The organism is Sphingomonas panacisoli, assembly GCF_007859635.1.
GTDB classification, from domain to species: domain Bacteria; phylum Pseudomonadota; class Alphaproteobacteria; order Sphingomonadales; family Sphingomonadaceae; genus Sphingomonas; species Sphingomonas panacisoli.
In genome coordinates, this window is the sequence record NZ_CP042306.1 from 810,477 (window position 1) to 833,484 (window position 23,008).

General features: G+C 65.4%; 20 protein-coding genes and 1 pseudogene. 5 read left to right on the top strand and 16 right to left on the bottom strand.

Annotation, left to right across the window (positions count from 1 at the left end):
• The first annotated feature begins 131 nt into the window (after nt 1-131).
• Complete coding sequence (locus FPZ24_RS04145; protein WP_240047598.1) at nt 132-353, top strand: hypothetical protein; 222 nt, start codon at nt 132-134, stop codon at nt 351-353.
• A gap of 56 nt (nt 354-409) precedes the next feature.
• Here FPZ24_RS04145 and FPZ24_RS04150 read toward each other — a convergent pair whose 3' ends face one another.
• Complete coding sequence (locus tag FPZ24_RS04150) at nt 410-1,633, bottom strand: threonine ammonia-lyase (protein WP_146569852.1); 1,224 nt, start codon at nt 1,631-1,633, stop codon at nt 410-412.
• Nucleotides 1,634-1,687: 54 nt separating this feature from the next.
• Here FPZ24_RS04150 and FPZ24_RS04155 point away from each other — a divergent pair.
• Together FPZ24_RS04155 and FPZ24_RS04160 are read left to right on the top strand one after the other, a co-directional pair.
• Nucleotides 1,688-2,555: pseudogene (locus FPZ24_RS04155) on the top strand (NAD(P)-dependent oxidoreductase).
• A gap of 8 nt (nt 2,556-2,563) precedes the next feature.
• Entirely contained in the window at nt 2,564-4,225 is a 1,662-nt protein-coding gene (locus FPZ24_RS04160) for an amidohydrolase (protein ID WP_146574162.1), read from the top strand.
• Between the two features lie 66 nt (nt 4,226-4,291).
• Here FPZ24_RS04160 and ctrA read toward each other — a convergent pair whose 3' ends face one another.
• The 3 genes from ctrA to FPZ24_RS04175 form a co-directional block, all read right to left on the bottom strand.
• Nucleotides 4,292-4,993, bottom strand: coding sequence for a response regulator transcription factor CtrA (gene ctrA / locus FPZ24_RS04165; protein ID WP_146569853.1), 702 nt, complete (start codon nt 4,991-4,993; stop codon nt 4,292-4,294).
• Between the two features lie 167 nt (nt 4,994-5,160).
• A complete protein-coding gene (locus FPZ24_RS04170; protein WP_146569854.1) occupies nt 5,161-6,198 on the bottom strand; it encodes an AI-2E family transporter in 1,038 nt (345 codons plus the stop codon).
• The gene (locus FPZ24_RS04175; protein ID WP_146569855.1) at nt 6,195-7,103 is read right to left on the bottom strand and encodes a LysR family transcriptional regulator; all 909 of its coding nucleotides are present in this window, start codon (nt 7,101-7,103) and stop codon (nt 6,195-6,197) included. Before FPZ24_RS04175 ends, FPZ24_RS04170 begins: the two co-directional genes overlap by 4 nt.
• Before the next feature lie 201 nt (nt 7,104-7,304).
• Here FPZ24_RS04175 and FPZ24_RS04180 point away from each other — a divergent pair, with 201 nt between their 5' ends.
• Entirely contained in the window at nt 7,305-8,021 is a 717-nt protein-coding gene (locus FPZ24_RS04180; RefSeq protein ID WP_146569856.1) for a pirin family protein, read from the top strand.
• Between the two features lie 105 nt (nt 8,022-8,126).
• Nucleotides 8,127-8,729 carry an NAD(P)H:quinone oxidoreductase gene (wrbA, locus tag FPZ24_RS04185; protein ID WP_146569857.1) on the top strand — a complete coding sequence of 201 codons (603 nt, stop codon included), beginning with the start codon at nt 8,127-8,129 and terminating at the stop codon, nt 8,727-8,729.
• Here the strand turns inward: wrbA and FPZ24_RS04190 are convergent.
• The 12 genes from FPZ24_RS04190 to FPZ24_RS04245 form a co-directional block, all read right to left on the bottom strand.
• Nucleotides 8,726-10,192, bottom strand: coding sequence for an efflux transporter outer membrane subunit (locus FPZ24_RS04190; RefSeq protein WP_146569858.1), 1,467 nt, complete (start codon nt 10,190-10,192; stop codon nt 8,726-8,728). The genes wrbA and FPZ24_RS04190 overlap by 4 nt on opposite strands.
• Nucleotides 10,189-13,362 carry an efflux RND transporter permease subunit gene (locus FPZ24_RS04195; RefSeq protein ID WP_146569859.1) on the bottom strand — a complete coding sequence of 1,058 codons (3,174 nt, stop codon included), beginning with the start codon at nt 13,360-13,362 and terminating at the stop codon, nt 10,189-10,191. The genes FPZ24_RS04190 and FPZ24_RS04195 overlap by 4 nt, the downstream gene beginning before the upstream one ends.
• Before the next feature lie 6 nt (nt 13,363-13,368).
• A complete protein-coding gene (locus FPZ24_RS04200) occupies nt 13,369-14,595 on the bottom strand; it encodes an efflux RND transporter periplasmic adaptor subunit (protein WP_146569860.1) in 1,227 nt (408 codons plus the stop codon).
• An 81-nt stretch (nt 14,596-14,676) separates the two neighbouring features.
• Complete coding sequence (locus FPZ24_RS04205) at nt 14,677-15,141, bottom strand: hypothetical protein (protein WP_146569861.1); 465 nt, start codon at nt 15,139-15,141, stop codon at nt 14,677-14,679.
• Between the two features lie 27 nt (nt 15,142-15,168).
• Nucleotides 15,169-15,876: a FadR/GntR family transcriptional regulator gene (locus FPZ24_RS04210; protein WP_240047599.1), complete on the bottom strand. Its 708-nt coding sequence runs from the start codon at nt 15,874-15,876 to the stop codon at nt 15,169-15,171.
• A gap of 22 nt (nt 15,877-15,898) precedes the next feature.
• Nucleotides 15,899-16,099, bottom strand: coding sequence for a helix-turn-helix domain-containing protein (locus tag FPZ24_RS17490; RefSeq protein ID WP_240047600.1), 201 nt, complete (start codon nt 16,097-16,099; stop codon nt 15,899-15,901).
• Nucleotides 16,100-16,717: 618 nt separating this feature from the next.
• Nucleotides 16,718-18,013 carry an MFS transporter gene (locus FPZ24_RS04220; RefSeq protein ID WP_240047601.1) on the bottom strand — a complete coding sequence of 432 codons (1,296 nt, stop codon included), beginning with the start codon at nt 18,011-18,013 and terminating at the stop codon, nt 16,718-16,720.
• Entirely contained in the window at nt 18,010-18,948 is a 939-nt protein-coding gene (locus tag FPZ24_RS04225; protein WP_146569863.1) for an alpha/beta hydrolase, read from the bottom strand. The genes FPZ24_RS04220 and FPZ24_RS04225 overlap by 4 nt, the downstream gene beginning before the upstream one ends.
• Before the next feature lie 11 nt (nt 18,949-18,959).
• Complete coding sequence (locus FPZ24_RS04230; RefSeq protein ID WP_146569864.1) at nt 18,960-19,736, bottom strand: SDR family NAD(P)-dependent oxidoreductase; 777 nt, start codon at nt 19,734-19,736, stop codon at nt 18,960-18,962.
• Complete coding sequence (locus FPZ24_RS04235; protein ID WP_146569865.1) at nt 19,733-21,217, bottom strand: carboxylesterase/lipase family protein; 1,485 nt, start codon at nt 21,215-21,217, stop codon at nt 19,733-19,735. The genes FPZ24_RS04230 and FPZ24_RS04235 overlap by 4 nt, the downstream gene beginning before the upstream one ends.
• A gap of 89 nt (nt 21,218-21,306) precedes the next feature.
• Nucleotides 21,307-21,654, bottom strand: a complete 348-nt coding sequence (locus FPZ24_RS04240) for a VanZ family protein (RefSeq protein WP_146569866.1) — start codon at nt 21,652-21,654, stop codon at nt 21,307-21,309.
• Between the two features lie 520 nt (nt 21,655-22,174).
• Nucleotides 22,175-22,924, bottom strand: coding sequence for a Crp/Fnr family transcriptional regulator (locus tag FPZ24_RS04245; protein WP_146569867.1), 750 nt, complete (start codon nt 22,922-22,924; stop codon nt 22,175-22,177).
• Nucleotides 22,925-23,008 lie beyond the last annotated feature (84 nt).

Genomic DNA, 23,008 nt, shown 5'->3' on the forward strand with positions numbered 1-23,008 from the left:
CCGAAAAGCTTGCATTCCCGCGATACTTTTGTAGGACCGGGAACCAATATCCAGTATCGGCGTCATGGTTGCCATGCCGTCGTGAGTACAAAAAGGGAGACTGCCGCATGATTAAGTCAATGATTGGCGCCATGACCGCGCTTGCGATCGCTGCAATGCCGATCGCTGCCTCGGCTGCGCCGGCGAATCCGGCGGCGTCGCTGTCGGTTGCCAAGAGCGTCCGCGCGAGCACGCCGACCGCCAAGAACAGCAAGTTCGCTGGTGGCGCGATCCTCGCTGCGCTCGTCGTTGTCGGCGTGATCGCGATCGTCGCGATCGGCGCCAGCAAGGACAATAAGGCGAAGAGCGCGTAAGCGCCTCACAGCTTTAGAGAAAAAGGGCGGTGCGCGATCGGCGCGCCGCCCTTTTTTTATGCCAGTTCGACCGGGTGAACTTCGTAGTCGGCGGCCTTCAGCGCGGCGATCAGACGGTCGAGATGGTCGCGGTCGCGCGCTTCGCACTCGATGTCGGTGATCAGACCCTTGGCCGGCAACGAGGTGAACACGCGCTGGTGATAGACCTCGATGATGTTGATGCGCTGTTCGTGGAAAATGCGCGCGACATTGAACAGCGCGCCCGGCTGATCCTGCAGCTTGATCCGCAGCCGCGCCAGCCGGCCCGACCGCGCGAGGTCGCGTAGCAGTACGTTGGCAAGCAATCGCGTATCGATATTGCCGCCGCACAATACGACGCCGACGGTGTGTCCGGCGAATCGCTCGGGGTGATCGAGCAACGCCGCCAAGCCGGCCGCGCCCGCACCTTCGACCACCGATTTCTCGATCTGTAGCAGCAGGCTGACCGCATGCTCCAGGTTGCGCTCGCTGACCAACAGGATGTCGTCGACCAATTCGCGGACGATTGCCGAGGTGATTCCGCCTGGCTCCTTGACCGCGATGCCTTCCGCCAGCGTGTCGCCGCCGCAGGGATATTGGGTGCCCTTGATGCGGTTGTACATCGACGGGAACAGTTCGGCTTCGACGCCGATGACGTGCACCGGGTGGTCGGCTGCTTTCGCCACGACCGCCATCCCGCTGATCAGCCCGCCGCCCCCGATCGGCGTGATGAACGTGTCGATCGTCGGCACGTCCTCCAGCATTTCGATCGCGACCGTCCCGGCGCCCGCGACGATGCGCGGATCGTCGAACGGGTGGACGAAGGTGTAGCCGCGTTCGGCCTCGAGTTCGCGGGCATGCGCATAGGCGGCGTCGAACGTATCGCCTTCCAGGATTACCGTCGCACCGTGACCTTCGGTCTGGACGACCTTCACCGTCGGCGTGTTGGTCGGCATGACGATGGTCGACGGGATACCCAGCCGGTTGGCGTGATAGGCGAGCCCCTGCGCGTGATTGCCGGCCGACGCCGCGATGACGCCCTTCGATCGCGCCTCGTCGTCGAGCAACAGCAACGTGTTGAGCGCCCCGCGCTCCTTATAGGCTGCGGTGAACTGCAGGTTCTCGAACTTCAGATAGACCGTCGCGCCAGTCAGGTCGCTCAGCGTCTTGCTGATGAAGGTCGGCGTGCGGACGATGTTGGCGCGGATGCGATCGTGCGCGGCACGGATGTCGTCGATCGTGACGGGGATGGGGGAGGTCATGCTCGCCGCCTAGACCATCTGGCGTGGCGGGGGAACAATGCTTATGCGCCGCACATGGCAAGAGTGGCATTCATCGGACTGGGCGTGATGGGCGCCCCGATCGCACGGCATCTCGCGGCGGCGGGACACGACGTCACGGTCTATAACCGAACGAGCGAGAAGGCGGCGGCGTGGGTCGCCAAGCATGGCGGCAAAAGCGCCGCGACGCCGGCCGAGGCCGCGCGTGACCAGGATGCGGTGCTGACGTGCGTCGGCAATGACGACGATCTCGCGGCGGTGACGCTGGGCGATGATGGCGCGTTCGGCGCGATGCGGGCGGGCGCGTTGTTCATCGATCACACGACGGTGTCTGCCGATATCGCACGCCGATTAGCCAACGAAGCGGAGAAGCGCGGACTGCTCGCAGTCGATGCGCCGGTTTCGGGTGGGCAGGCGGGGGCCGAGAACGGCAAGCTGTCGATCATGTGCGGCGGGTCCGCCGACGCCATGGCGCTCGCCGAACCGCTCATGCAGGCTTACGCCGCCCGGATCGTCCATATCGGTGGGCCAGGTGCTGGCCAGACAACCAAAATGGTGAACCAGATCGCGATCGCCGGCGTGCTGCAAGGCGTCAGCGAGGCGCTCCGCTTTGCCCAGGCGAGCAAGCTCGACGTCGACAAAGTGCTCGACGCGGTCTCCGGCGGCGCAGCGCAAAGCTGGCAGATGGTCAATCGCTGGCCGACCATGGCGAAGGACGAATTCGATTTCGGTTTCGCGATCGACTGGATGCGCAAGGATCTCGGCCTCGCGCTCGACGAGGCGGGCCGCAACGGCGCGCTGTTGCCGATGACCGCGTTGGTCGATCAATTCCTATGCCGAAGTACAAAAAATGGGGGGCGCGCGGCAGGATACCAGCGCCCTGATCAGGAGATTGCCCCGGTGAAGAATGTCATGATCGGATCGTTTCGCAAATTGTTCGCCGCGGCCGTCGCGCTGTCGATGGTCGCGACCCCGGCGCTCGCCGATGGGGTGATCGACAACGTCAACGGCATGACGATGGACGCCAAGGGACAGGTGATCCATTTCACTGGCATCGTGATCGGCCGCGACGGCAAGGTCGTGAAGCTGCTCCAGTCGGGTGACAAGCGGCCCGAGCGACCGGATTGGCTGTCCAATCAGAAGGGTCGGACGTTGCTGCCCGGGTTCATCGACGCGCACGGACATGTACTCGAACTCGGCTTCCGCGCGCTCGAACTCGATCTGTCGGCCACCAAGTCGCTCGACGAGGCCAAGGCCAAGATCGCCGCTTATGTCGCCGCCAATCCGGAAAAAAAGTGGATCATCGGCGGCGGGTGGAACCAGGAGAAATGGGGTCTCGGCCGCTTTCCCACCGCCGCCGATCTCGACAGCGTCGTCGGGGATCGCCCGGTCTGGCTGAGCCGCGCCGACGGCCATGCCTCTTGGGCCAACAGCGCCGCGATCAAGGCGGCAGGCGTAACCGCCAAGACCGCGACCCCCGACGGCGGCCGCATCGAAAAGACGGGCGCCGAGCCGTCCGGCGTGTTCGTCGATTCGGCGCAAGGCTTGATCGACAAGGTCGTGCCGCAGCCACTGCCCAAGGAACGCGACTTCGCGTTGCAGAAGGCGCAGGAGATCCTGCTCGCGTTCGGCATCACCGCGACGTCGGACATGGGCACGTCGATGGATGATTGGCTCGCGATGCGCCGCATGGGCGATCGCGGTGCGCTGATGGTGCGGATCATGAGCTACGGCGCGGGTATCGAGACCGCGATCCGCGTCGGCGGCAACGGACCGACCCCGTGGCTGTACGGCGACCGCCTGCGGATGGGCGGGGTGAAGCTCTACGCCGACGGCGCGCTCGGGTCGCGCGGGGCGTGGCTGCTCAAGCCGTATAGCGACGCGCCGGGCCAATCGGGCGCGGGGTTCATGAGCGACACGCTGATCCAGAATTTGATGAGCCGCGCCGCGATGGACGGCTATCAGGTCGCGGTCCATGCGATCGGCGACAAGGCAAACCGTCAGGTCCTCGACGCGATCGAGGCGTTATCGCCGACCTATAAGGGCGACCGCCGCTGGCGGATCGAGCATGCCCAGATCATCGACCCCGCCGACCTGCCGCGCTTCGCGACGCTGAAGGTGATCGCGTCGATGCAGCCCACGCACGCGACGTCGGACATGAAGATGGCCGAAGCGCGGCTAGGCGCCGACCGGCTGGCCGGCGGCTATGCTTGGGCGACGATGCTCAAGAACGGCGTGCCGTTGGCGTTCGGTAGCGACTATCCGGTCGAAAGCCCCGATCCCTGGGCGGGCTGGGCGGCGGCGTTCACGCGCCAGGACGCCAATGGCGAACCGTTCGGCGGCTGGCGCCCCGAGGAAAAGGTGACGCGCGAACAGGCTTGGTGGGCGTTCACCGCGGGCGGCGCCTATGCCGGGTTCGCCGAAGACAAGTTCGGCCGCCTCGCGCCGGGCCAGGCCGCCGATTTCATCATCGTCGATCGCGACCCGTTCCTGTCGAGCCCCACCGACCTCCGCGCGACGAAGGTAGAGGAAACGTGGATCGGCGGGCAGAAGGTGTACGTGCGCAAGCAATAGCCCAAAAGAAAAGGGCCGCGGCGTTCCCCAACACCGCGGCCCGTCCCCCTCGAAAGCGTCGGTCGTTTACGCGACCTTCGCCTCGACTACCTCGTCGGCTTCGCGCAGCACGTAGCCGCGGCCCCATACGGTCTCGATGTAGTTTTCGCCGTCGGTCGCCAGGCTGAGCTTCTTGCGCAGCTTGCAGATGAAGACGTCGATGATCTTGAGTTCGGGCTCGTCCATGCCGCCATACAGGTGGTTCAGGAACATTTCCTTGGTCAGCGTCGTGCCCTTGCGGAGCGAGAGCAGCTCCAGCATCGCATATTCCTTGCCAGTCAGGTGGACGCGGGCGCCGTCGACTTCGACGGTCTTGGCGTCCAGATTCACCGCCAGCTTGCCGGTCTTGATCACCGACTGTGAATGACCCTTCGAACGGCGGACGACGGCGTGGATGCGCGCGGTCAGTTCTTCGCGGTGGAACGGCTTGGTGACGTAATCGTCGGCACCGAAGCCGAACGAGCGCACCTTGCTGTCCATCTCGCTGATGCCCGACAGGATCAGCACCGGCGTCTGGACACGAGCAACGCGCAATTTCTTGAGCACGTCGTAACCATGCATGTCCGGCAGGTTCAGGTCGAGCAGGATGATGTCGTAATCATAGAGCTTGCCGAGGTCCAAGCCCTCTTCGCCCAGGTCGGTCGTGTAGACGTTGAAGCCTTCGGTCGTGAGCATCAGCTCGATCGCCTTGGCGGTCGTCGGCTCGTCTTCGATCAGCAGCACGCGCATGCGGCATTCCCCTGTTTTCGAGCCCCGCCGTGCCCCATGACGACGCGGTTCGACGCAATCCATTAACCTAAGCACCTCTGAAGGTAAAAGGTTAATTCTTCGCTAACCGGCCTGACTCCACGAGTCGCGCGAAATCGCCTGTCGAAGGACTCGTTTGGAGTTGGGAGTCAATCGACCCTATCGGTGTTTTCGCCGAGTGTCTCACGGACGTACAACGAGTGCGTGAGCGCGAAAATCGCGACCAGCAACGGCGCAGCAAAAACTAGCCCGGTGAGCCCGAAAATATAACCGATGCCGACCATCGCGAACAACGTGATCGCCGGCGGAATCGCGATGACACGATTCTGGATGATCGGTGTGACGATCAAATCCTGGACGATCCGGACGATCGCATAGGTCACGATCGCGCCGATCAGCGGGCCCGTTCCGGTGTTCGCGGCGAGACCTAACGCGGGCAGCATCGCGACGGTCGGCCCGATATAGGGAATGAACTCGCTCATCCCCGCGAGCAGTCCCAGCGCGGCAGCGGACGGCACGCCCGACAGCCACAAACCGATGCCGATCGACGTGCCCATCAGCAGCATCAGGATGATCTGCGCGCGCAGCCACAGCCGCAGGTTGCGGCCGAGATCGTCGAACGCGTCGCCGAACGCGCCGCGCTTGCCCCTGGGCAGCAGCAGCAACAGCCCGTCGCGATAGCGTTGCGGTTCGATTGCGAAGAACATTGCGCCGACGATCAGCAGGATCGTGTTGAGCACCGCGTCGGTGCCGCCCCGCGCGATTTGCCCCAAATCCTGCGTCGCCTGCGCGCCTGCGTAACCGGTCTGGACCGCCTCCACGATCTTCGCGCCCACCGCCGATTGCGACATCCAGGCGGCGAGGCGGGTAAGCAACTGCGGCGTTTCGACGATCAGCGCGTTGATCTGCGCGCCGAATTGCGCGGTGAGCAGCCAGATCAGGAACCCGGTGGCAGCCAGCGCCGCCAGCATTGCGAGCCCGATTGCGTGACGTGCAGGTACGCGCAGATGGCGATGCAGCCGTTCGGCGATGGCGTGAATGGTGATCGCGCCCAGCACCGATCCGAAGGCCAGGATCAGCAATGTGCCGACGCGGTAGAGCGCGATCGTCAGCGCGCCGATCAGGATGACCAGGAAAACCCGGCGGATGAACCGCGCATCGTCGGCGTCGGGCGTGAGCCGCTTCACGCGCGGCTGGCGCACAGCTGACGGAACCGTTCCGCGAGGAAGTCGATCAGCAATTCGACGCGGACCGGGCGCAAAGGGCTGGGCGGCGTAACGAGATGCAGCGCGGTCGCGGGCCCCGTCCATTCGGTCAGGATTGCCTCGAGCCGGCCCGCCGCAATCTCCGTATCGACGATAAAATCCGGCAAGCGCGCGATCCCCAGTCCCGCATGAAGCAACGGCAGCATCGCATCGCCGCTGTCGGTGGTAAAGCGCCCGTTCGGCCGCACGGCGACTTCGGCACCGTCAGGGCCGCGGAAGGTCCAGGTCGTGCTCGGCACGTTGGCATAGGCAAATATGTCGTGCTCGCCGAGATCGAGCGGATGGCGCGGGCGGCCATGGCGTTCGAGGTAGGCGGGCGCGGCGACGACGCGCGTCTCGACCGGGGCGAGGCGGCGCGCGCGCAGTGAGCTGTCGGGCAGATCGGCGATACGCAGCGCGAGGTCGATCCCGTCAGCGACGATATCCACCTTCGCGTCGGACAGTCTGAGGTCGATCTGCACCGCCGGATGCGCCGTCATGAAGTCGGCGATGGCGGGTGCGACATAGGCGATGCCGAACGTCATCGGCGCGGCGACGCGGATCATGCCCGCGGGCGCGCTGGCCGCGTCGTGCGCGGTTTCCTCCGCGGCGTGTCCCTCGGCGAGGATGCGCTGGGCGTGATCGGACAGCGTGATGCCGCTCTCGGTCAGCGTCAGCCGGCGCGACGTGCGGTGGAACAGCGACGTGCCGAGCGACGCTTCCAACCGCGTGATCGCCTTCGACACCGTCGCCTTGGACACGCCGAGCGCGTCGGCGGCGGCGCTGAACGAGCGATGCTCCGCGACGGTAGCGAAAATGGCCCATGCCTCGAAATCGGGGAGCTTCATCCTTCCTCCTGCCGTCACCCTGAACTTGTTTCAGGGTCTATGCGAGCCAGCCTCCATCAGCGATCCGCTTGAGGCAGGTGCATCGCATGGATGCTGAAACAAGTTCAGCATGACGTTAGGATGGGAAACAATCCGTTTCAATCGTTTCCATTTACGCGTGGACGGCATCTCCTATCTTGGCGGCAAGCAAGGAGATCCACGATGATCGACACCGACACCAAAGTAGAACGCCGCCCCTTCGACAGCCTCGGCCATGCCGATCATGGTTGGCTCGATGCGCGCCACCATTTCAGCTTCGCCGACTATTATGACCCCGCCCGGATGAGCTGGGGCGCGATCCGCGTGTGGAACGACGACAAAATCGCCCCGAACAGCGGCTTTCCGCCGCATCCGCACCGCGACATGGAGATCATCACCTATGTCCGCTCGGGCGCGATCACGCATCAGGACTCGATGGGCAATGTCGGCAAGACCGAGGCCGGCGACGTCCAGGTGATGAGCGCGGGCACCGGCGTGCGGCATGCCGAATACAACCTCGAGACCGAACCGACGACGCTGTTCCAGATCTGGATCGAGCCGAAGCGGCTGGGCGGTTCGCCGAGCTGGGGCGCGAAGCCTTTCCCCAAGGGTGACCGCAGCGGCAAGTTCGTCACGCTGGCGAGCGGCTTTGCCGAGGATACCGACGCGCTGCCGATCCGTGCCGATGCGCGTGTCATGGCGGCGACCGTTACCGCGGGCGACACATTAACGCACGCGGTGGGCGAAGGGCGTCATGCGTATCTGGTCCCCGCGACCGGCGCGATCGAGATCGACGGTCAACGCTTCGATGCGCGTGACGGCGTTGCGCTGTCGGGCGGCCAGACGGTGACCGTCACAACACTGGAAGACGCCGAGATCGTCTTGGTCGACGCCGAATAACCCCATCCGTCATGCCAGCGAACGCTGGCATCTCAAGCGGTTTCCTCCCCTGCTCGAGACCCCAGCTTGCGCTGGGGTGACGGGAGTTTGCTGAAAGGAAGCACAATGCCCAAGGTTCTCGTCCTCTATTATTCGTCCTACGGTCACATGGAGCAGATGGCCGACGCCATCGCCGAGGGCGCACGTGGCGCCGGCGCCGAGGTGGATATCCGCCGCGTCCCCGAAACCGCACCGCAGGCGGTGATCGAGGCGGCCGGGTTCAAGACAGACATTGCCCACCTGGTCATCGAAGGCCCCGACGCGCTCAAGAATTACGACGCGATCGTCGTCGGATCGCCGACTCGGTTCGGCCGCATGGCCAGCCAGATGGCGTCGTTCTGGGATACCGCCGGTGGCGTTTGGGCGACCGGCGGGCTCAACGGCAAGGTCGGTGCGGCGTTCACCTCGACCGCGACGCAGCACGGCGGTCAGGAAACGACGCAGTTCTCGATCATCACCAATTTGCTGCATTTCGGCTTGACGATCGTCGGGCTCGATTATGGCTATGCCGGGCTACAGGGCGTGAAGGAAGTCCATGGCGGCTCGCCCTACGGCGCCAGCACGCTGGCCGACGGCGACGGCAGCCGCCAGCCGAGCCAGGTCGATCTGGACGGCGCCCGTTACCAGGGCCGCCGTGTCGCCGAAGTCGCGGCCAAGCTGTTCGGTTAAGGGGCCGGCGTGGGAGCGGGCTGCGGCCCGCTCTTCGTCGCCTCGACCAGCGAATCTCCGCCGAGCGTGCGATACAGCGTCACCAGATTGCCCGCGCGCGTCAGTTGCGTGGTCACCAGCGTCCGCTCGGCCGAATAGAGCGACCGTTGCGCGTCGAGGCTTTGCAGGAAGCTGTCGATCCCGCCGCGATACCGGGCGTCCGACAGCTTGTAATTGTCGAGCGCCGCCGCCTGCTGATCACGCGTTGCATTTAGCTGGTCGGTGATCGTGCCACGCCGGGCGAGCGCGTCGGCGACTTCACGGAAGGCGGTCTGGATCGACTTTTCGTACGTCGCGAGCGCAAGGTCGCGTTGTGCCTTGCTCACATCGACATTGGCGCGGCCGGCACCGGCTCGGAAGATCGGATAGCTCGCCGCGCCACCGGCCTGCCAGTTGAACGCACCACCGCTGAACAACGCGCCGAGCGCGTTGCTCGCGAAGCCGATCAACCCGGTCAAGGTGATGCGCGGGAACAGTTCCGCACGCGCCGCGCCGATATCGGCATTGGCGGCACGAAGCTGATATTCGGCCTCGACCACGTCGGGGCGGCGCAGCAGGACCGACGAATCGAGCCCCGCCGGCAATTCGGCAACGGTCGCCGCGGCCTCGTCGATCGAGTTCGGCAACAGCGCGGGATCGACCGGCGCGCCGACCAGCAGTTGCAGCGCGTTGATGTCCTGCGCGAGCGCCGTTGTCTGCTGCGCCAGGTCCGCTTTCGCGCCGTCAAGCACGAGTTGCGCCTGACGCAGATCGGTGCGCGGCGCGATGCCGCCGTCGAGGCGCTTCTTGGTGAGATCGACGCTCTTGCCGGCGCTGGCGGCGGTGTCCTGCGCGATCTTGAGCAGGCTCTTGTCCGACGCATAGGCCAGCCACGCATCCGCGATGTCGCCGATCAGCGTCAGTCGCGTCGCGCGCGCCGCCGCCTCGGTTGCGAAATAGCGATTCTGCGCGGCGGTGGTCAGCGACTGGATGCGGCCGAACAGGTCGATCTCGAACCCGGTAATGCCGACGTTCGCCGTAAAGCTGGTCCGCGTGCCGCCGCCGGTCGATCCGGTCGTCGTGCCGGTGCCCGTGCTCGTCGTACTGTTGCCGTTGCGCGCGGTCACGCCGGCGCTGGCGTCGATCTCCGGCAGCAATTCGGCGCGCTGAATACGGAACTGGCCCCGCGCGACCGCGATATTGGCAGCGGCGATCCGCAAGTCGCGGTTGTTGGTTAGCGCCTGCGCGATGATCGATTGCAGCCGCGGATCGCGGAAGATGTCCTGGTACCTCACCGTCGGCAGGGTCGCTTCGCTCGAGCGCAGATACGCGTCGCCTACCGGCCAGCTCGGCGGCACCGGCGTCTCCGGGCGGACATAGGTCGGCGCCAGCGAGCAGGCGGTCAGGCCGGTGATCGCGACGAAAGAGATGGCACGGCGGATCATGCAGCCTCCGGTTCCGGCGGCGGCGCGGGATGTTCGTGGCGCAGCTTCTTCATGCCGTCGCGTACGCCGCGACGCACGAGCACGAAGAACAGCGGGATGTAGAACACGGCGAGCAAGGTCGCGGTCAGCATCCCGCCGATCACCGCGGTGCCGATCGCGATGCGGCTGTTCGCACCCGCGCCGTTCGAAATCGCCAACGGCAACACGCCGAAGATGAAGGCAAAGCTCGTCATGAGAATCGGGCGGAGACGGATGCGCGCGGCTTCCAGTGCGGCGTCGATCACGCGTTTGCCCTGCTTCTCCGCCTGCTCGGCGAACTCGATCATCAGGATCGCGTTCTTCGCCGCCAAGCCCATCGTCGTCAGCAGGCCGATCTGGAGATAGACGTCGTTCTGCAACCCGCGCAGCGTCACCGCGAAGATCGCGCCGACAAGACCAAGTGGGATCACCAGCAGCACAGCCACCGGGATGGTCCAGCTTTCATAGAGCGCGGCGAGACACAGGAAGACGACGAGCAGCGACAGACCGTACAGGATCGGCGCCTGGCCGCCCGACAGCCGTTCCTGATACGACGCGCCGCTCAGTTCGATCGACACGCCCTGGTTCTTGGCGGCGAGTTCCTCGATCTTCTTGAGCGCATCGCCCGAACTCTTGCCCGGCGCCGATTGGCCCGAAATCTCGTACGACGCGATGCCGTTGAAGCGGCTGAGCGAGGTCGGCGCGTTGGACCAGCCGGTCGTCGCGAACGCCGAGAACGGCGTCATCTGCCCGCTCGACCCGCGCACATACCAACGCCCGATATCCTGAGGCGTCGAGCGATACGGCGCATCGCCCTGGACATAAACGCGCTTCACGCGGCCGCGATCGTTGAAGTCATTCACGTAGCGCCCGCCCCACGCGGTCGACAGCGTCGTATTGACGTCTGCCTGGGTCAGCCCGAGCACCGCGAGCTTCTGCGGATCGACATCGACCTTCAGCGTCGGCTGGTCGGGCAAGTCGCTGAGGCGCACATTGGCCAGATCGGGATCGGCGCGAGCGTCGGCGAGCAATTGATCGCGCGCGGCCTTGAACTGGTCGCGGGTCAGGCCGCCGGTGTTTTGCAATTCGATCGTGAAGCCGGACGACTGGCCCAAACCACGCACCGCGCCCGGTACGGTCGTGAAGACTTCGACGTCGCGCAGTCCAGCGAGTGCCTGATTGGCGCGGCGGGTGATCGCGTCGGCGCCGTTGTCGCTGCCCTTGCGGTCGGCCCAGTCCTTCAATGCGATGAAGCCGCGTCCGGCATTCTGCCCACCGCCGCCGCCGCCGGACGCGCCTGCGACGGTGAAGATCGCCTGGACGTTCTTGCCCTCGGTCTTGATGAAATAATCCTCAATCGCCTTCTGCGCCTCGCGCGTGCGGTTGATCGTGGCGCCGCCGGGCAGGTTGAACTGGACCTGGGCGAAACCCTGGTCCTCGGTTGGCAGGAAGCCGGTCGGCAGGCGGACGAACATGATCGCCAGGATCGCGATGACGACGGCGTAGATCGCGAGGAACAGCCATTTGCGATCGACCACGCGCGCCACAGCGCCGGTATACCAATTGACCAGCCGCTCGAACCGGTCGTTGAACCAGTTTCGCGCGCCCTCGGTCTTGCGATAGACCCAGGTGTCGTGGTTCTCGTCTTCCTTGCGCTTGAGCATGGTCGCGGTCAGCGCCGGGGTCAGGATCAGCGCGACGATCACCGACAGTGCCATTGCCGACACGATCGTCAGCGAGAATTGGCGATAGATGACGCCGGTCGAACCGCCGAAGAACGCCATCGGCAGGAACACTGCCGACAGCACCAATGCGATCGCAACCAGCGCAATCTGGATCTCGCCCATCGATTTGACCGTCGCGTCGCGGGGGCTCATCTCCGGGTTTTCGTGCATCACGCGCTCGACATTCTCGACCACGACGATCGCGTCGTCGACGAGCAGGCCGATCGCGAGCACTAGCCCGAACAGCGTTAGCGTGTTGATCGAAAAACCGGCGACAGCGAACACTCCGAACGTACCGAGCAACACCACCGGCACCGCGATCGTCGGGATCAGGGTCGCGCGCCAGCTTTGCAGGAACACGAACATCACGATCACGACCAGTACGATCGCTTCGAACAGCGTCTTCACGACGTCCTCGATCGACAGCTTGATGAACGTCGTCGAATCGTTCGGGAAATCGTAGGTGAAGCCGGGCGGGAAATTCTTGGACCGCGCGGTGATCTCGTTCTTGACGAGCTCGGCGGTCGACAGCGCGTCGGCGCCGGGCGCCAGGCTGATCGCGATACCGGCGCCCGGATGGCCGTTGACGCGGCTGACCACGGCATAGCTTTCCGCGCCCAGTTCGACGCGCGCCACGTCGGACAGGTGAACGGTGGAGCCGTCGGGCTGCGTCTTCAAGACAATGTTGGCGAATTGCGCGGGGGTTGAAAGGCGCGATTGCGCGGTGACGGTGGCGTTGAGGTATTGATCGGCACCGCTCGGCACGCCGCCGATCTCGCCTGCCGCGACTTCGGCGTTCTGCGCGGTAATCGCCGTGACGACGTCACCGGGGATCAGCCCGACTGCGGCCAATTTGTCGGGGTCGAGCCAGATCCGCATCGCATATTGCGCGCCGAACACCTGTGTGTCGCCGACTCCCTTCAAGCGCCCGATCGGGTCCTGCAGGTTGGAGACCATGAAGTCCGAGACGTCCTGATTAGTCTTCTGGTCGGTCGTGTCGTAGACTGCGGCGATCAGCAGGAAATCGGGGTTCGACTTCGTGACCGTCAGCCCTTGTTGCTGAACCTGCTGGGGCAAGCGGCTGAGCGCCTGCTGCACTTTATTCTGGACCTGGACCTGCGCGATGTCGGGATCGACGCCCTTCGCGAAGGTGACGCTGATCGACACCTGGCCGCGCGACGACGAATTAGTGCTGAAGTAGAGCAGCCCATCGATGCCGGTCAGCTGCTGTTCGATGACCTGCGCGACGCTGTTCTCCAGCGTTTCGGCGGACGCGCCCGGATAGCTCGCGCGGATGTTGATCGTCGGCGGCGCGATGTCGGGGAATTGTTCGACCGGCAGGCTGAAGATGCTGCCCGCGCCGACCAGCATGATGATGATCGCGATGACCCAGGCGAAGATCGGCCGGTCGATGAATATCTTCGACATGGCCGGTCAGCCTGCCTTGCCGTTACTGGTCCCGCCCTGTTTGCCGTCCTTGCCGCGCGGCTTCAGATTCTGCGGCGAGCCCGCGGCCACCGGCTTGACCGGCTCGCCGGCTTTCACCTTGCCGACACCCTCGGTGATCACCTTGTCGCCGGGCTTGAGACCCGCCGTCACAACCCAGTTCGCGCCGACGGTCCGCGTAGCCGTCACCGGACGCACGACCGCTTTGTTGTCCGCGCCGACGACATAGACCTGGGCATTACCCTTGGCGTCGCGCGTCACTGCCGGTTGCGGGATCAGGAAAGCGTTGGGATCGGTCGCCTGCGCGAAGCTCGCGCGCACGAACATGCCGGGAAGCAGGAGTTGCTGAGGGTTCGGGAAGCGCGCGCGCAGCGTCACCGTGCCGGTCGCGGTATCGACCATTGCTTCGGAGAATTCGACGGTGCCGGCAAAGCCGTAGTCGCTACCGTCCTCGAGCTTCAGCCGCACTTCGGCGCTGGCCGGCGTCGCACCGCCATTGGCGAGCGCGCGGCGTAGCCGGAGCAGATCCGACGAGCTTTGCTGGATATCGACATAGATCGGATCGAGCGACGAAATCACCGCGAGCGGATCGGTCTGGTTGGTGGTAACCAGCGCGCCTTCGGTGAAAAGCGAGCGCCCGACCTTGCCGCTGATCGGGGCCGGGACGGTCGTGAACTTGAGGTTGATCCGTGCGGTGTCCAGCGCGGCACGGTTCTGATCGACCGCGGCCCCCGCAGCGCGGGCGGCGGCGGCGGCATCGGTATAGTCCTGCGCCGCCACGGCCTGTTGGTCGGCGAGCGGCTTGTAGCGGCCGGCCTTCACGCGCGCGGCCTCGGCATTCGCCTGAGCGCTGGCGAGGTTGGCCGACGCCTGGTTCGCTGCGGCGCGATAGAGGCTCGGGTCGATCTGGTAGAGCGGCTGGCCCTTGCGGACGTACGAACCCTCCGTGAAGAACCGACGGCGGATGATGCCCGAGACTTGCGGCCGCACTTCGGATGTCGCGAAGGCGTTGGTGCGCCCGGCGAGTTCGGTGATCAGCGGCACCGGCGTCGGCTGGACCACGATGAACCCGACTTCGGGCGTACCCTGTTGTCCGCGGCGTCCGCTTTTGGCGGCATCGTCGCGCGCGCCACAGCCCGACAGCGCCAGCAAAGCCAGCGACGCGGCTGTGATGAGGGAGCGCGCCGGTCGCGACCGGCCTGCGATAAAAGGCATAAAAGGCTAGTGGTTCCCCGTTTACGCCAAGTCAAACGCGGGTTTGTCGCAAAAGGTGTCAGGCTTCCGCGAAAAAAATCGTCACTTGGGAACGATCAGCACGCGCATCGGCGCTTCCTTGGCACCCGACAATTGCAGGACGTAGCGCCCAGGTGTCAGGTCGAAATCGACGATCTTGCGGATGCCCGAACAAGGCGGGCCTTCCATATGCGCGACCGATTCCAACGACTTGCCGTCGCGTACGACGTCGATCCACGCGGCTGCCGCGAGCGCGATGCGATACGTGCCTGCGGTCGTCACGTTGAACTGATAGACGCCGCCAAAGCTACCGGGCTTCGGCGCGCGATCGGGGGCGGGCGCGAACGCCACTTTCTCGACCGGCTGAAGCTGCAGGCCGGTACCCTTGCCGATCGCGATCGGACCCTTGGTGACCGCGGCGATCGTTCCCCACGCCTCCAGGCCGGCGGGTGGGGCGGTCGTCGCGGTGCATGCCGGGGCGGGCGCCGAGGCGGCCTGGATCATCAACGCGAGAAGAAGAGGGGTCATGCAGCGCCTTTCGAATCGACCGGGATGTCAACTCGCCGCTGAATAGCTCACAAGCAGGTCGCTGATCGAGGTGTCGAAATGGCGGTCCATTTCCTCGCGCGCGCCGTCCGCTTCGCGGTTGGCGATGGCGAGGGCGATGCGGCGGTGATTGTCGAGCACCAATTGGCGTTGCTGCTCTGTCGCGCGGGTTTCCCAGGCGGTCGGGACGGCGACCTTCATCAGCGCCTCGAACGAGCGAATGATGTTGTAGAACAAGGCGTTGCCGCTCGCTTTTGCGATCGCCTGGTGGAACGCGATGTCGTGCCGGATCAGCTGCGACAGATCGTGCCGCGCCGCCGCCATTCCTTCGGCATGGCCCAGGATGACCCGTGCCTCGGCATCGCTGCGCTGGATCGCGGCGAGTTCCGACGTGCGCAATTCGAGCGTACGCCGCACGTCCCAGATTTCGGGTACGGTGACCTGACTTGTCGCAATGGCATGGTCGAGCGACGATGACAGGACGGTGCCGTCGATCGCCGCGACGCGCGCTTTGCGGCCGTTGCCGACATCGATCTGACGCAGTGCCGCCAGCGTCGAGAACGCTTCCCGCATCACCGCGCGGCTGACGCCGAGTTGCGCTGCGAACGCGCCTTCACCGGGCAACGTGTCGCCGACCTTCAAGTCGTTGTCGCGAATATGATCGCGGACGCGGCGTACCGCGCGATCGACCAGCGACCCCCCTTCGATGGCGCGCACGCCATCGTCTGTTCCCCCGGACTCATGCGGCCAGGCGATGCGCGCGATATTGCGTCGGCGCAACCCCGAAGCGGCGCGAGAACGCCCGCGTGAAGCTGGCATTGTTGAGATAGCCGCATTTGTAGCCGATCGACGACACCGGCAGGTCGGTCGACCGCAGCATCCGCCCCGCGCCGCCGAGCCGCAATTCGGCGATCGCGTCGGCGACCGTGGTGTCGAACATCGCGCGGAAGCCGCGAGTCAGCTTGGCGCGATTGATCCCGCACGCGCGTGCGATCGAATCGAGCGTGAGCTTTTCGTGCCAGCGCTCGTCGATCAGGCCGCCGCGCGGCGACGATGCGACGCGCGTCCATCTCGCTCAGGTCGCCGGCGCTGTCGGTCGGGACAAGGGTGTCGGCGGTCAGATGTTCGAAGGTCGCGCAGAACAGTTCGATGCTCTTCGCCAGCCGCAGCGTGTCGCGTGCTTCGCCCGGCAGTTTGCTATCGAGGATCGCGATCACGAGCGCGCGCAGGTCGCTCGGCAAATGCCAACGTGTATCATCCTGGGGGACCAGGCCGAAGATGCGGTAGCAGGCTTCGGCCGCAACGATCAGCGCGACGTCGCTGTCCAGCGTGGCGGCGGCGGTCGGCTGTGCGTGAAAGGCGATGCTGGTGTCGTCGAGGCGAAAGCTCAGGCCGACGACGCCGTCCGGCCAGCCGCTGACGGGCACCGCGCCGACCCCGACGAAGGACAGCATTTCGTGCGACACATGGATGCGCTGTTTGACCTGCATGACGATCCCTCTCCCGAATCTCTTGTCGGGAGGGCTAATAACCTATCGGACAGGTCAGTCAATAGCTATCAGACAGGTTCTTCCATCGCAGATTGGGGCGCGCGGCGCATCGCTAGTGCAAAGGCGCAGAACGAGAGGGCGCCGACGCCGGCGCCGACGATCGTGAGCGCCATCGCGAGATGCTGCTCGCCGCCGAGCGCGCTGCTGACGACGCTCACCAGCCATGGCGCGAGGCCAAAACCGATCAGCCCGGCAAGCGCGATGAATGCGCCGATGCACAGGCCGCGCAGTTCGTTGGGGATCAGCACGGTGAGCGCGACCGATACGACCAGCCCGGTGACCGCGCCCGACGCCATCAGCACGAAGAACGCGATGGCGAACGTCGGGACGCTCGGCATGATCGGGAATAGGGCGGCCGGTATGCCGACTCCGGCGGCGATCGTCGCGCCGATCAATAGTCCACCCCGGATCCGGCTGCGCTGACCGATATCGGCCGACACGCCGCCCAATGCCGCGCCGACGATCCCGCTGACGAACAGGATCGCGCCGACCCAGCCACCGAATTGCTGCGGTTGTAGCCCGTAGTTGCGCGACAGGACTGGCGCGACCCACACGCCCGCCGCGGCGTCGGCCATCACCACCGCGACTTGGCCGGCGAACAGCGGGCCGAGGAACGCGCGACGCGACCACAGTTCGCGCGCGACGACGCGAAACGGTGCGGTGGTACTCGATTCGACTTCGTGCCGCTGCGGCTCGCGCATCAGCAGCAAAGGCGTCAGCAGCACGGCGCTAAACGCCGCGAGCGCGATATGCGTCGACCGCCACGGCGCCCAGGCGTCGAGCAGGGCTGGGCCGCCGTGACTGGCGAATAGTCCGAATAGCCAGCCGGCCAGGACGAACGCCGCAGCGAGGCCGGCGCTCTTGCCCAGATTGACGATCAGCAGCGCGCGCCCGCGCTGTTCGGGCGCGCAAAGATCGGCGCACAGCGACAGCGCGCAGGTCAGCGCACCGGTGGTCCCGATCCCCGTCAGCATCCGCCCAGCGATCAGCACCCCGATGTCGGGGGCGAGTGCGGTCAGCAGTGTGCCGATGGTCCAGACGACTCCCAACAACGTCATCAGCCGCACGCGATTGTATCGGTCGACGAGGATCCCGACCGGAATCGAAAAGATGACCAGCGGCACCGCGGCGCCAAGTCCCTGGATCATCCCCAGCACCTGATCGCTCAGCTTCAGCTCGATCTTCGCGCCTTCCTGCACGACACCGAACGATTGCATCGCCGTGAAACCGATCGCCATCACCAATGCGAGCAGCAGCAACGGCCCCAGCGCGCGGGCGAACGAGGGCGGGGTCTTGTCGGTCACGCCAGCGCCCGGGCAAGTGCCGCCATGCGCGATGCCTGGGCGGCGGTCGATGCGGCCGATCCCGGGAAGATGTCGAATCCGTGGAATCCGCCGGGATAGACGTGCAACTCGGTCGGCACTCCGGCGCGGATCAGGCGGCGGGCATAGTCCATGTCCTCTTCCAGGAAGAGATCGAGCGCGCCGGTCATAATGTAGGTCGGCGGCAGGCTGCGCAGGTCGGTCGCGCGCGCCGCCGCGGCATACGGCGATACGTCGGCGCCGCCCGGTTCCGCCCCCAGCAATGCCTGCCAGCCGAAATGATTGTTGTGCGGCGTCCAGATGAACTCGCCGGTATGCGGATGCTGATCGCCCGCGCACGTGCGGTCGTCGATCATCGGATAAGTCAAATGCTGGAACGCGAGCGTATAGTCGCCGCGGTCGCGCACCAGCAGCGCCAGCGCCGCCGCCAGCCCGCCGCCCGCGCTTTCGCCCATCACGCCGAGCCGGCTCGTGTCGATGCCGAGCGTCGCGGCATGCTCGATCGTCCAGCGCAGCCCGGCATAGCAATCCTCGATCGCCGCTGGGAAAACATGCTCCGGCGCGAGCCGGTAATCGACCGAAACCAGCACACAGTTGAGCGCGCGGACCAGCGGACGGTGGAACACTTCGAGCTGCGACGCGGCGCCGCCGACATAGCCGCCGCCATGGATGTGGTAGATGGCGGGCAACGGCCCCTCGGCATCCTCGGGCTTGTAGATGTGCAACGTGATGTCGGGCGCGCCGATCGGTCCCGGCACGTGACGGCGTTCCAGCGTCGTGCCCGTCGCGTCGATCGGCGGCGTCGGCAAGCTGCGGTTTCGCATGTCGATCAGCGTCTCGGCGTTCAGCGCGATCGTCGGCCACATTTCCAGCATCGGGCGCAGCGCCGGATCGACCAGGTGCATCGTGTCGGGCATCTCGTTCGTCCTTACCAGCAAGTGTAGCCGCCGTCGGCGAGCACGATGCTCCCGGTCATCAGGCTGGCGGCGTCGGACGCGAGGAAGTGGACCACGGAGGCGACCTCCTCGGGCTCGCCGAGCCGGCCCTGCGGCGTGCCGTCGATCCAGCGCTTGTACATTTCGCCTTCCTTATCGGCGAAAGCGTTGAGCGGCGTCGCGATATAGGTCGGCGCGACCGCGTTGACCCGCACGCCGCGTGCCGCCCATTCGGCGGCGAGGCTCTTCGTCAGCTGGTGCACCGCGGCCTTCGATGCGTTGTAATAGCTTTGCGGCTGCGGGCGGTTGACGATGAAGCCCGACATCGACCCGACATTGACGATGCTGCCCGATCCTTGGGCGAGCATGTGTCGGCCGAAAGCGCGGGCGCACCAGAAGGTGCCGTTGAGGTTGACGTCGAGCACGTTGAGCCAATGCTCGTCGGCGACATCCTCCGCCGCGGTTTCGCTGCGCGCGATGCCGGCATTGTTGACGAGGATGTCGATGCGGCCGGCGCTGGCGGCGAGATCGTCGGCGGCACTTGTGACCGCGGCGGAATCGGTGACGTCGAGCTGGACGCCGGTGGCTGCGTAGCCCTTATCCTTGAGGCGTTCGATGGCCTGGTCGATCGCGCCGGCATCGCGGTCGCCGATCGTGACCTGCGCGCCCGCTTCTACAAGCGCCTCGGCACAGCAAAACCCGATGCCCTGCGCGCCGCCCGTGATGAAGGCGACCTTGCCGTCGAGGCGGAGGCGTCGGAGGTAGCTCATGGCAGGAACGCCGCCGCGGGCATGACCGGCTCGTGCGACGCTTCGCCCGCTTCGAGCCTGTACACCTGGCGCGTGTCGCGATCGAATTCGGGCCAGGGCAGGGCGCCGGTCTTGGCGAACTGCACCCAGAGGCCGTGAATCCGCGTCGCCAGGTCCTGCGGTGGATTGGTGCCGCACAGCCCTTCCGGCCCGGTCGCGACGGGCAGGCAATCGAACACGAACGGCAATTCCATCCCGTGCGCGGCGCCCAACTCGCCGCCGAACATCGGCGAACGCCAGTCGAACTCGTAAAGATGCGTCTTGCCCTGATGCTCCTCGGCAAAGCGCCGCGCGGGCCAGCGAAACACGAGGTCGTTCATCGCGGCGTTCAGCACCATGCCCGGCTTGGCGTCGCCGCCCATGCCGTACGCCTTCAGGATCGCCCACGCCCTCGGGATCGACTTGCGTAGCGCCAGCCACGCCAGGATCCGCCCGACCTTGGCCCGCACGCCAGTGGGAACGAGATAGAGGTTCATTTCCTCCGCATTGGTGCCGATCAGCAGGTCGATCTCCGCGCCCGCACCCGCCTTCAGCGCGTCGAGCGGCTTTACCGGCAGCACGTCGTCGCCATGGACGGGGACGAAGCGGCTGATCCCGAACACCGGCTCGCGGCCCTCTTCATCGCGCAGATCGATCCGGGCAGTCGGCTGCGAAATCTTCTCCACCGCGTCGAGCGTCGCCTGACTCGGTGGTACGCTGGCGAACCCGGCTTTGTCGGCGCTGACGCCGAGCAGCCCGGCAAGCTTGTCGACCAGCCGCCGCGCGACCGGAATATCGCGCGTCATGCCGCCATGACCGCTCTCGACGATCGCGCGGCGGAACAGCCCCTTGGCCAGCGGCGACGCAATCAAATTGGCGGTCGACATACCGCCGGCGCTTTCGCCGAACACGGTGACGTTGGAAGGGTCGCCGCCGAACGCCGCGATATTGTCGCGCACCCAGGTCAGCGCGGCGATCTGGTCGCGCAGCCCCAGATTGGTCGGCACGTCGGGGATCGGCAGGAAGCCGTCGATCCCCATACGATAATTGATCGCGACATAGACGATGCCGTCGCGCGCAAAGCTCGCGCCGTCCTGCACCGCCGCATCCTTGGAACCAACGACGAACCCGCCGCCATGGATGAACACCATCACCGGCAGCGGACCGGCCGAACCGGTTAGACGCAAGACGTTGAGCGTCAGATAGTCGTCGCCCTCGACCCAGCCCGTCCCGACCAGCGGGTACACGTCGAGCCCCGGAAACGCCCGCACGCGCTGCGGTGCGTTGGAGCCGGGCAGGGTGGCGTCGCGCTCGCCGCTCCACGGCTCGACCGGTTGCGGCGCGGCGAAGCGGCGCTCACCAACCGGTGGGGCGGCGTAGGGAATGCCGACAAAGCGATCGATCACGCCGTCGGTAGCGCCGCGCACGGCGCCCGCAGGCAGCTGGATGACGGGAATTTCCATCCCATGCGCATACCGCGCGGCGCCCGGGCAGGCGAGCGGTTGAGCTGTGCCGAAAGGCTCGTATTACGTGCCGAGGCTTGGCGGAAACGCTATGCGGACTGAGGCGCGGGCTCGCGAAGTTGCCGATAGAGAATGACGATCACCGTCGCGACGCCGATTGCCAGGCAGTCCGCGATCAAATCCTTGATATCGCGATCGCGATGCAGAACGGGAATCGACTGGACCACCTCGATGACGGCACCGACCAGCGTCAGCCGCTCGGCGGTGCGCAGGATGTCGGCTTTCGGATATGCCAACGCCGCGAGCAATGTCAGCGTACCGAACGCCGCCATGTGCTGCAGCTTGTCGGAGACGTGCCCGATCTGCGGCGGATGCGGCACGATCGCCATCACCACCGCGAAGACCGCCGCCGCCCAGAACAAGATACGCAACAACATTCGGATTTCCCGGGTGCTCGATTGGCTGGTGACCCCTACGGGAGGGGCCGACCTCTGTTAGGAATGGCAGTTTACCGTCAATCTCGGCGTGCAAACATTGCTCTAGTGTGCTCGTGAAGTGTACTCGCGGGTTTGTCCAGGGCCGATCATAAGAGGATCAATTTCGCAGCACGTGTGGTTCGCGCCGAAACGTTCAGAGCATTGTGTTGCTATTACAGAGGTCCCAAGTTCAATAGCCCGGTCACGCGCACAGCAACATTTCGTTGGCATCGCGATCGAGGTAAGTCTGCAACCCCTCGGTGCCGATTTAGCAGGGGCGGAAGCGCGTTTTGGCGATCGTGCCATCGCGCGCGACCAGCCGCGCGATGCCGGTGATACGCGTCTCCTCGGGCGGCATACAAGTCGCGTCGAACGGCCAGTCGGGAGCGAAGCTGACAAGGTGACGGAACGACGCGGTCTGCGTGATCGCTGGATCGAACCATAATGCGAACCCGTCGTGGCGTGCCCGGCGCAGATTGATTTAAGCCAGTTGCGAGGTCCCAGTGCGACAGCTGCGATAGTCCGACTTGGCAGCAAGCGCTGCATAATCGTGGATCGTCAGACACTGACCTTTGTGCTCGGCCAAACCTTCCTCACGCAACTTTCGCATCATGCGGTTGACGTGAACCGGCGTGAGCCCCGTATGATCGGCGATGTCGGGTTGCGTCAGTGGGAAGCGCAGGTGACCATCGTCAATCATACCGATCGCGTCCGCCCGTTGCCACAGATCGCAGAGTGTCCAAGCGATGCGCTGTTCGGCATCCAGGCGGCCGAGAGCTGTGGCTAGCCCGCATAGTCTCACACGGTCATGATGCTCAGCAGCGACCATAGCCTCAGCAAGATCTGGGTGGGCTGTTTCAAGTTCTTTACGTTCGTCGGCGCGTATCACGCTCAACGTGAGCGGGCTGATCGCGACAGTGTCCTGCGCGCCATCGCTCAAGCGACAGTGATCCCCGGGAAGGAGAAATGCCGTAATCTGCCTTCTGCCATCTCTGACCAAGCTGTAGCGGGCTGCCCAGCCCTCCAGGATCACCAGCGTATCGTCTGATGCGCTGGTGTCGGGCAGGGGACCGGTACGAGGTGCGACGAACCGGGTGTATGTCAGGGCATCCCTGAGCGCATGCTCGCTCTCTGGTGACAGCGCGCTAAACTTCGCAAGCTTCGAGATCAGCTTTGGATCCATTGCTTCCTTTTCGGCCGTGGCTTTTATTGAAAAACGCGCGTTGAACACGCGCGCTTAATATTAGTTCCGGTGCTGAAACAGTCGAGCCAGACGCGGGTAAATTCTGGTGGTGAAACCAACGCTAGCACTCCA

Excerpts from the sequence above, each read along its gene's own strand:
- FPZ24_RS04145 (WP_240047598.1), top strand. The coding sequence starts at position 132 with ATGACCGCGCTTGCGATCGCTGCAATGCCGATCGCTGCCTCGGCTGCG.
- FPZ24_RS04150 (WP_146569852.1), bottom strand. The coding sequence starts at position 1,633 with ATGACCTCCCCCATCCCCGTCACGATCGACGACATCCGTGCCGCGCAC.
- FPZ24_RS04160 (WP_146574162.1), top strand. The coding sequence starts at position 2,564 with ATGATCGGATCGTTTCGCAAATTGTTCGCCGCGGCCGTCGCGCTGTCG.
- ctrA (WP_146569853.1), bottom strand. The coding sequence starts at position 4,993 with ATGCGCGTGCTGCTGATCGAAGACGAGCCGACGACCGCCAAGGCGATC.
- FPZ24_RS04175 (WP_146569855.1), bottom strand. The coding sequence starts at position 7,103 with ATGAAGCTCCCCGATTTCGAGGCATGGGCCATTTTCGCTACCGTCGCG.
- FPZ24_RS04180 (WP_146569856.1), top strand. The coding sequence starts at position 7,305 with ATGATCGACACCGACACCAAAGTAGAACGCCGCCCCTTCGACAGCCTC.
- wrbA (WP_146569857.1), top strand. The coding sequence starts at position 8,127 with ATGCCCAAGGTTCTCGTCCTCTATTATTCGTCCTACGGTCACATGGAG.
- FPZ24_RS04190 (WP_146569858.1), bottom strand. The coding sequence starts at position 10,192 with ATGATCCGCCGTGCCATCTCTTTCGTCGCGATCACCGGCCTGACCGCC.
- FPZ24_RS04195 (WP_146569859.1), bottom strand. The coding sequence starts at position 13,362 with ATGTCGAAGATATTCATCGACCGGCCGATCTTCGCCTGGGTCATCGCG.
- FPZ24_RS04200 (WP_146569860.1), bottom strand. The coding sequence starts at position 14,595 with ATGCCTTTTATCGCAGGCCGGTCGCGACCGGCGCGCTCCCTCATCACA.
- FPZ24_RS04205 (WP_146569861.1), bottom strand. The coding sequence starts at position 15,141 with ATGACCCCTCTTCTTCTCGCGTTGATGATCCAGGCCGCCTCGGCGCCC.
- FPZ24_RS17490 (WP_240047600.1), bottom strand. The coding sequence starts at position 16,099 with ATGTTCGACACCACGGTCGCCGACGCGATCGCCGAATTGCGGCTCGGC.
- FPZ24_RS04225 (WP_146569863.1), bottom strand. The coding sequence starts at position 18,948 with ATGCCCGACACGATGCACCTGGTCGATCCGGCGCTGCGCCCGATGCTG.
- FPZ24_RS04230 (WP_146569864.1), bottom strand. The coding sequence starts at position 19,736 with ATGAGCTACCTCCGACGCCTCCGCCTCGACGGCAAGGTCGCCTTCATC.
- FPZ24_RS04235 (WP_146569865.1), bottom strand. The coding sequence starts at position 21,217 with ATGGAAATTCCCGTCATCCAGCTGCCTGCGGGCGCCGTGCGCGGCGCT.
- FPZ24_RS04240 (WP_146569866.1), bottom strand. The coding sequence starts at position 21,654 with ATGTTGTTGCGTATCTTGTTCTGGGCGGCGGCGGTCTTCGCGGTGGTG.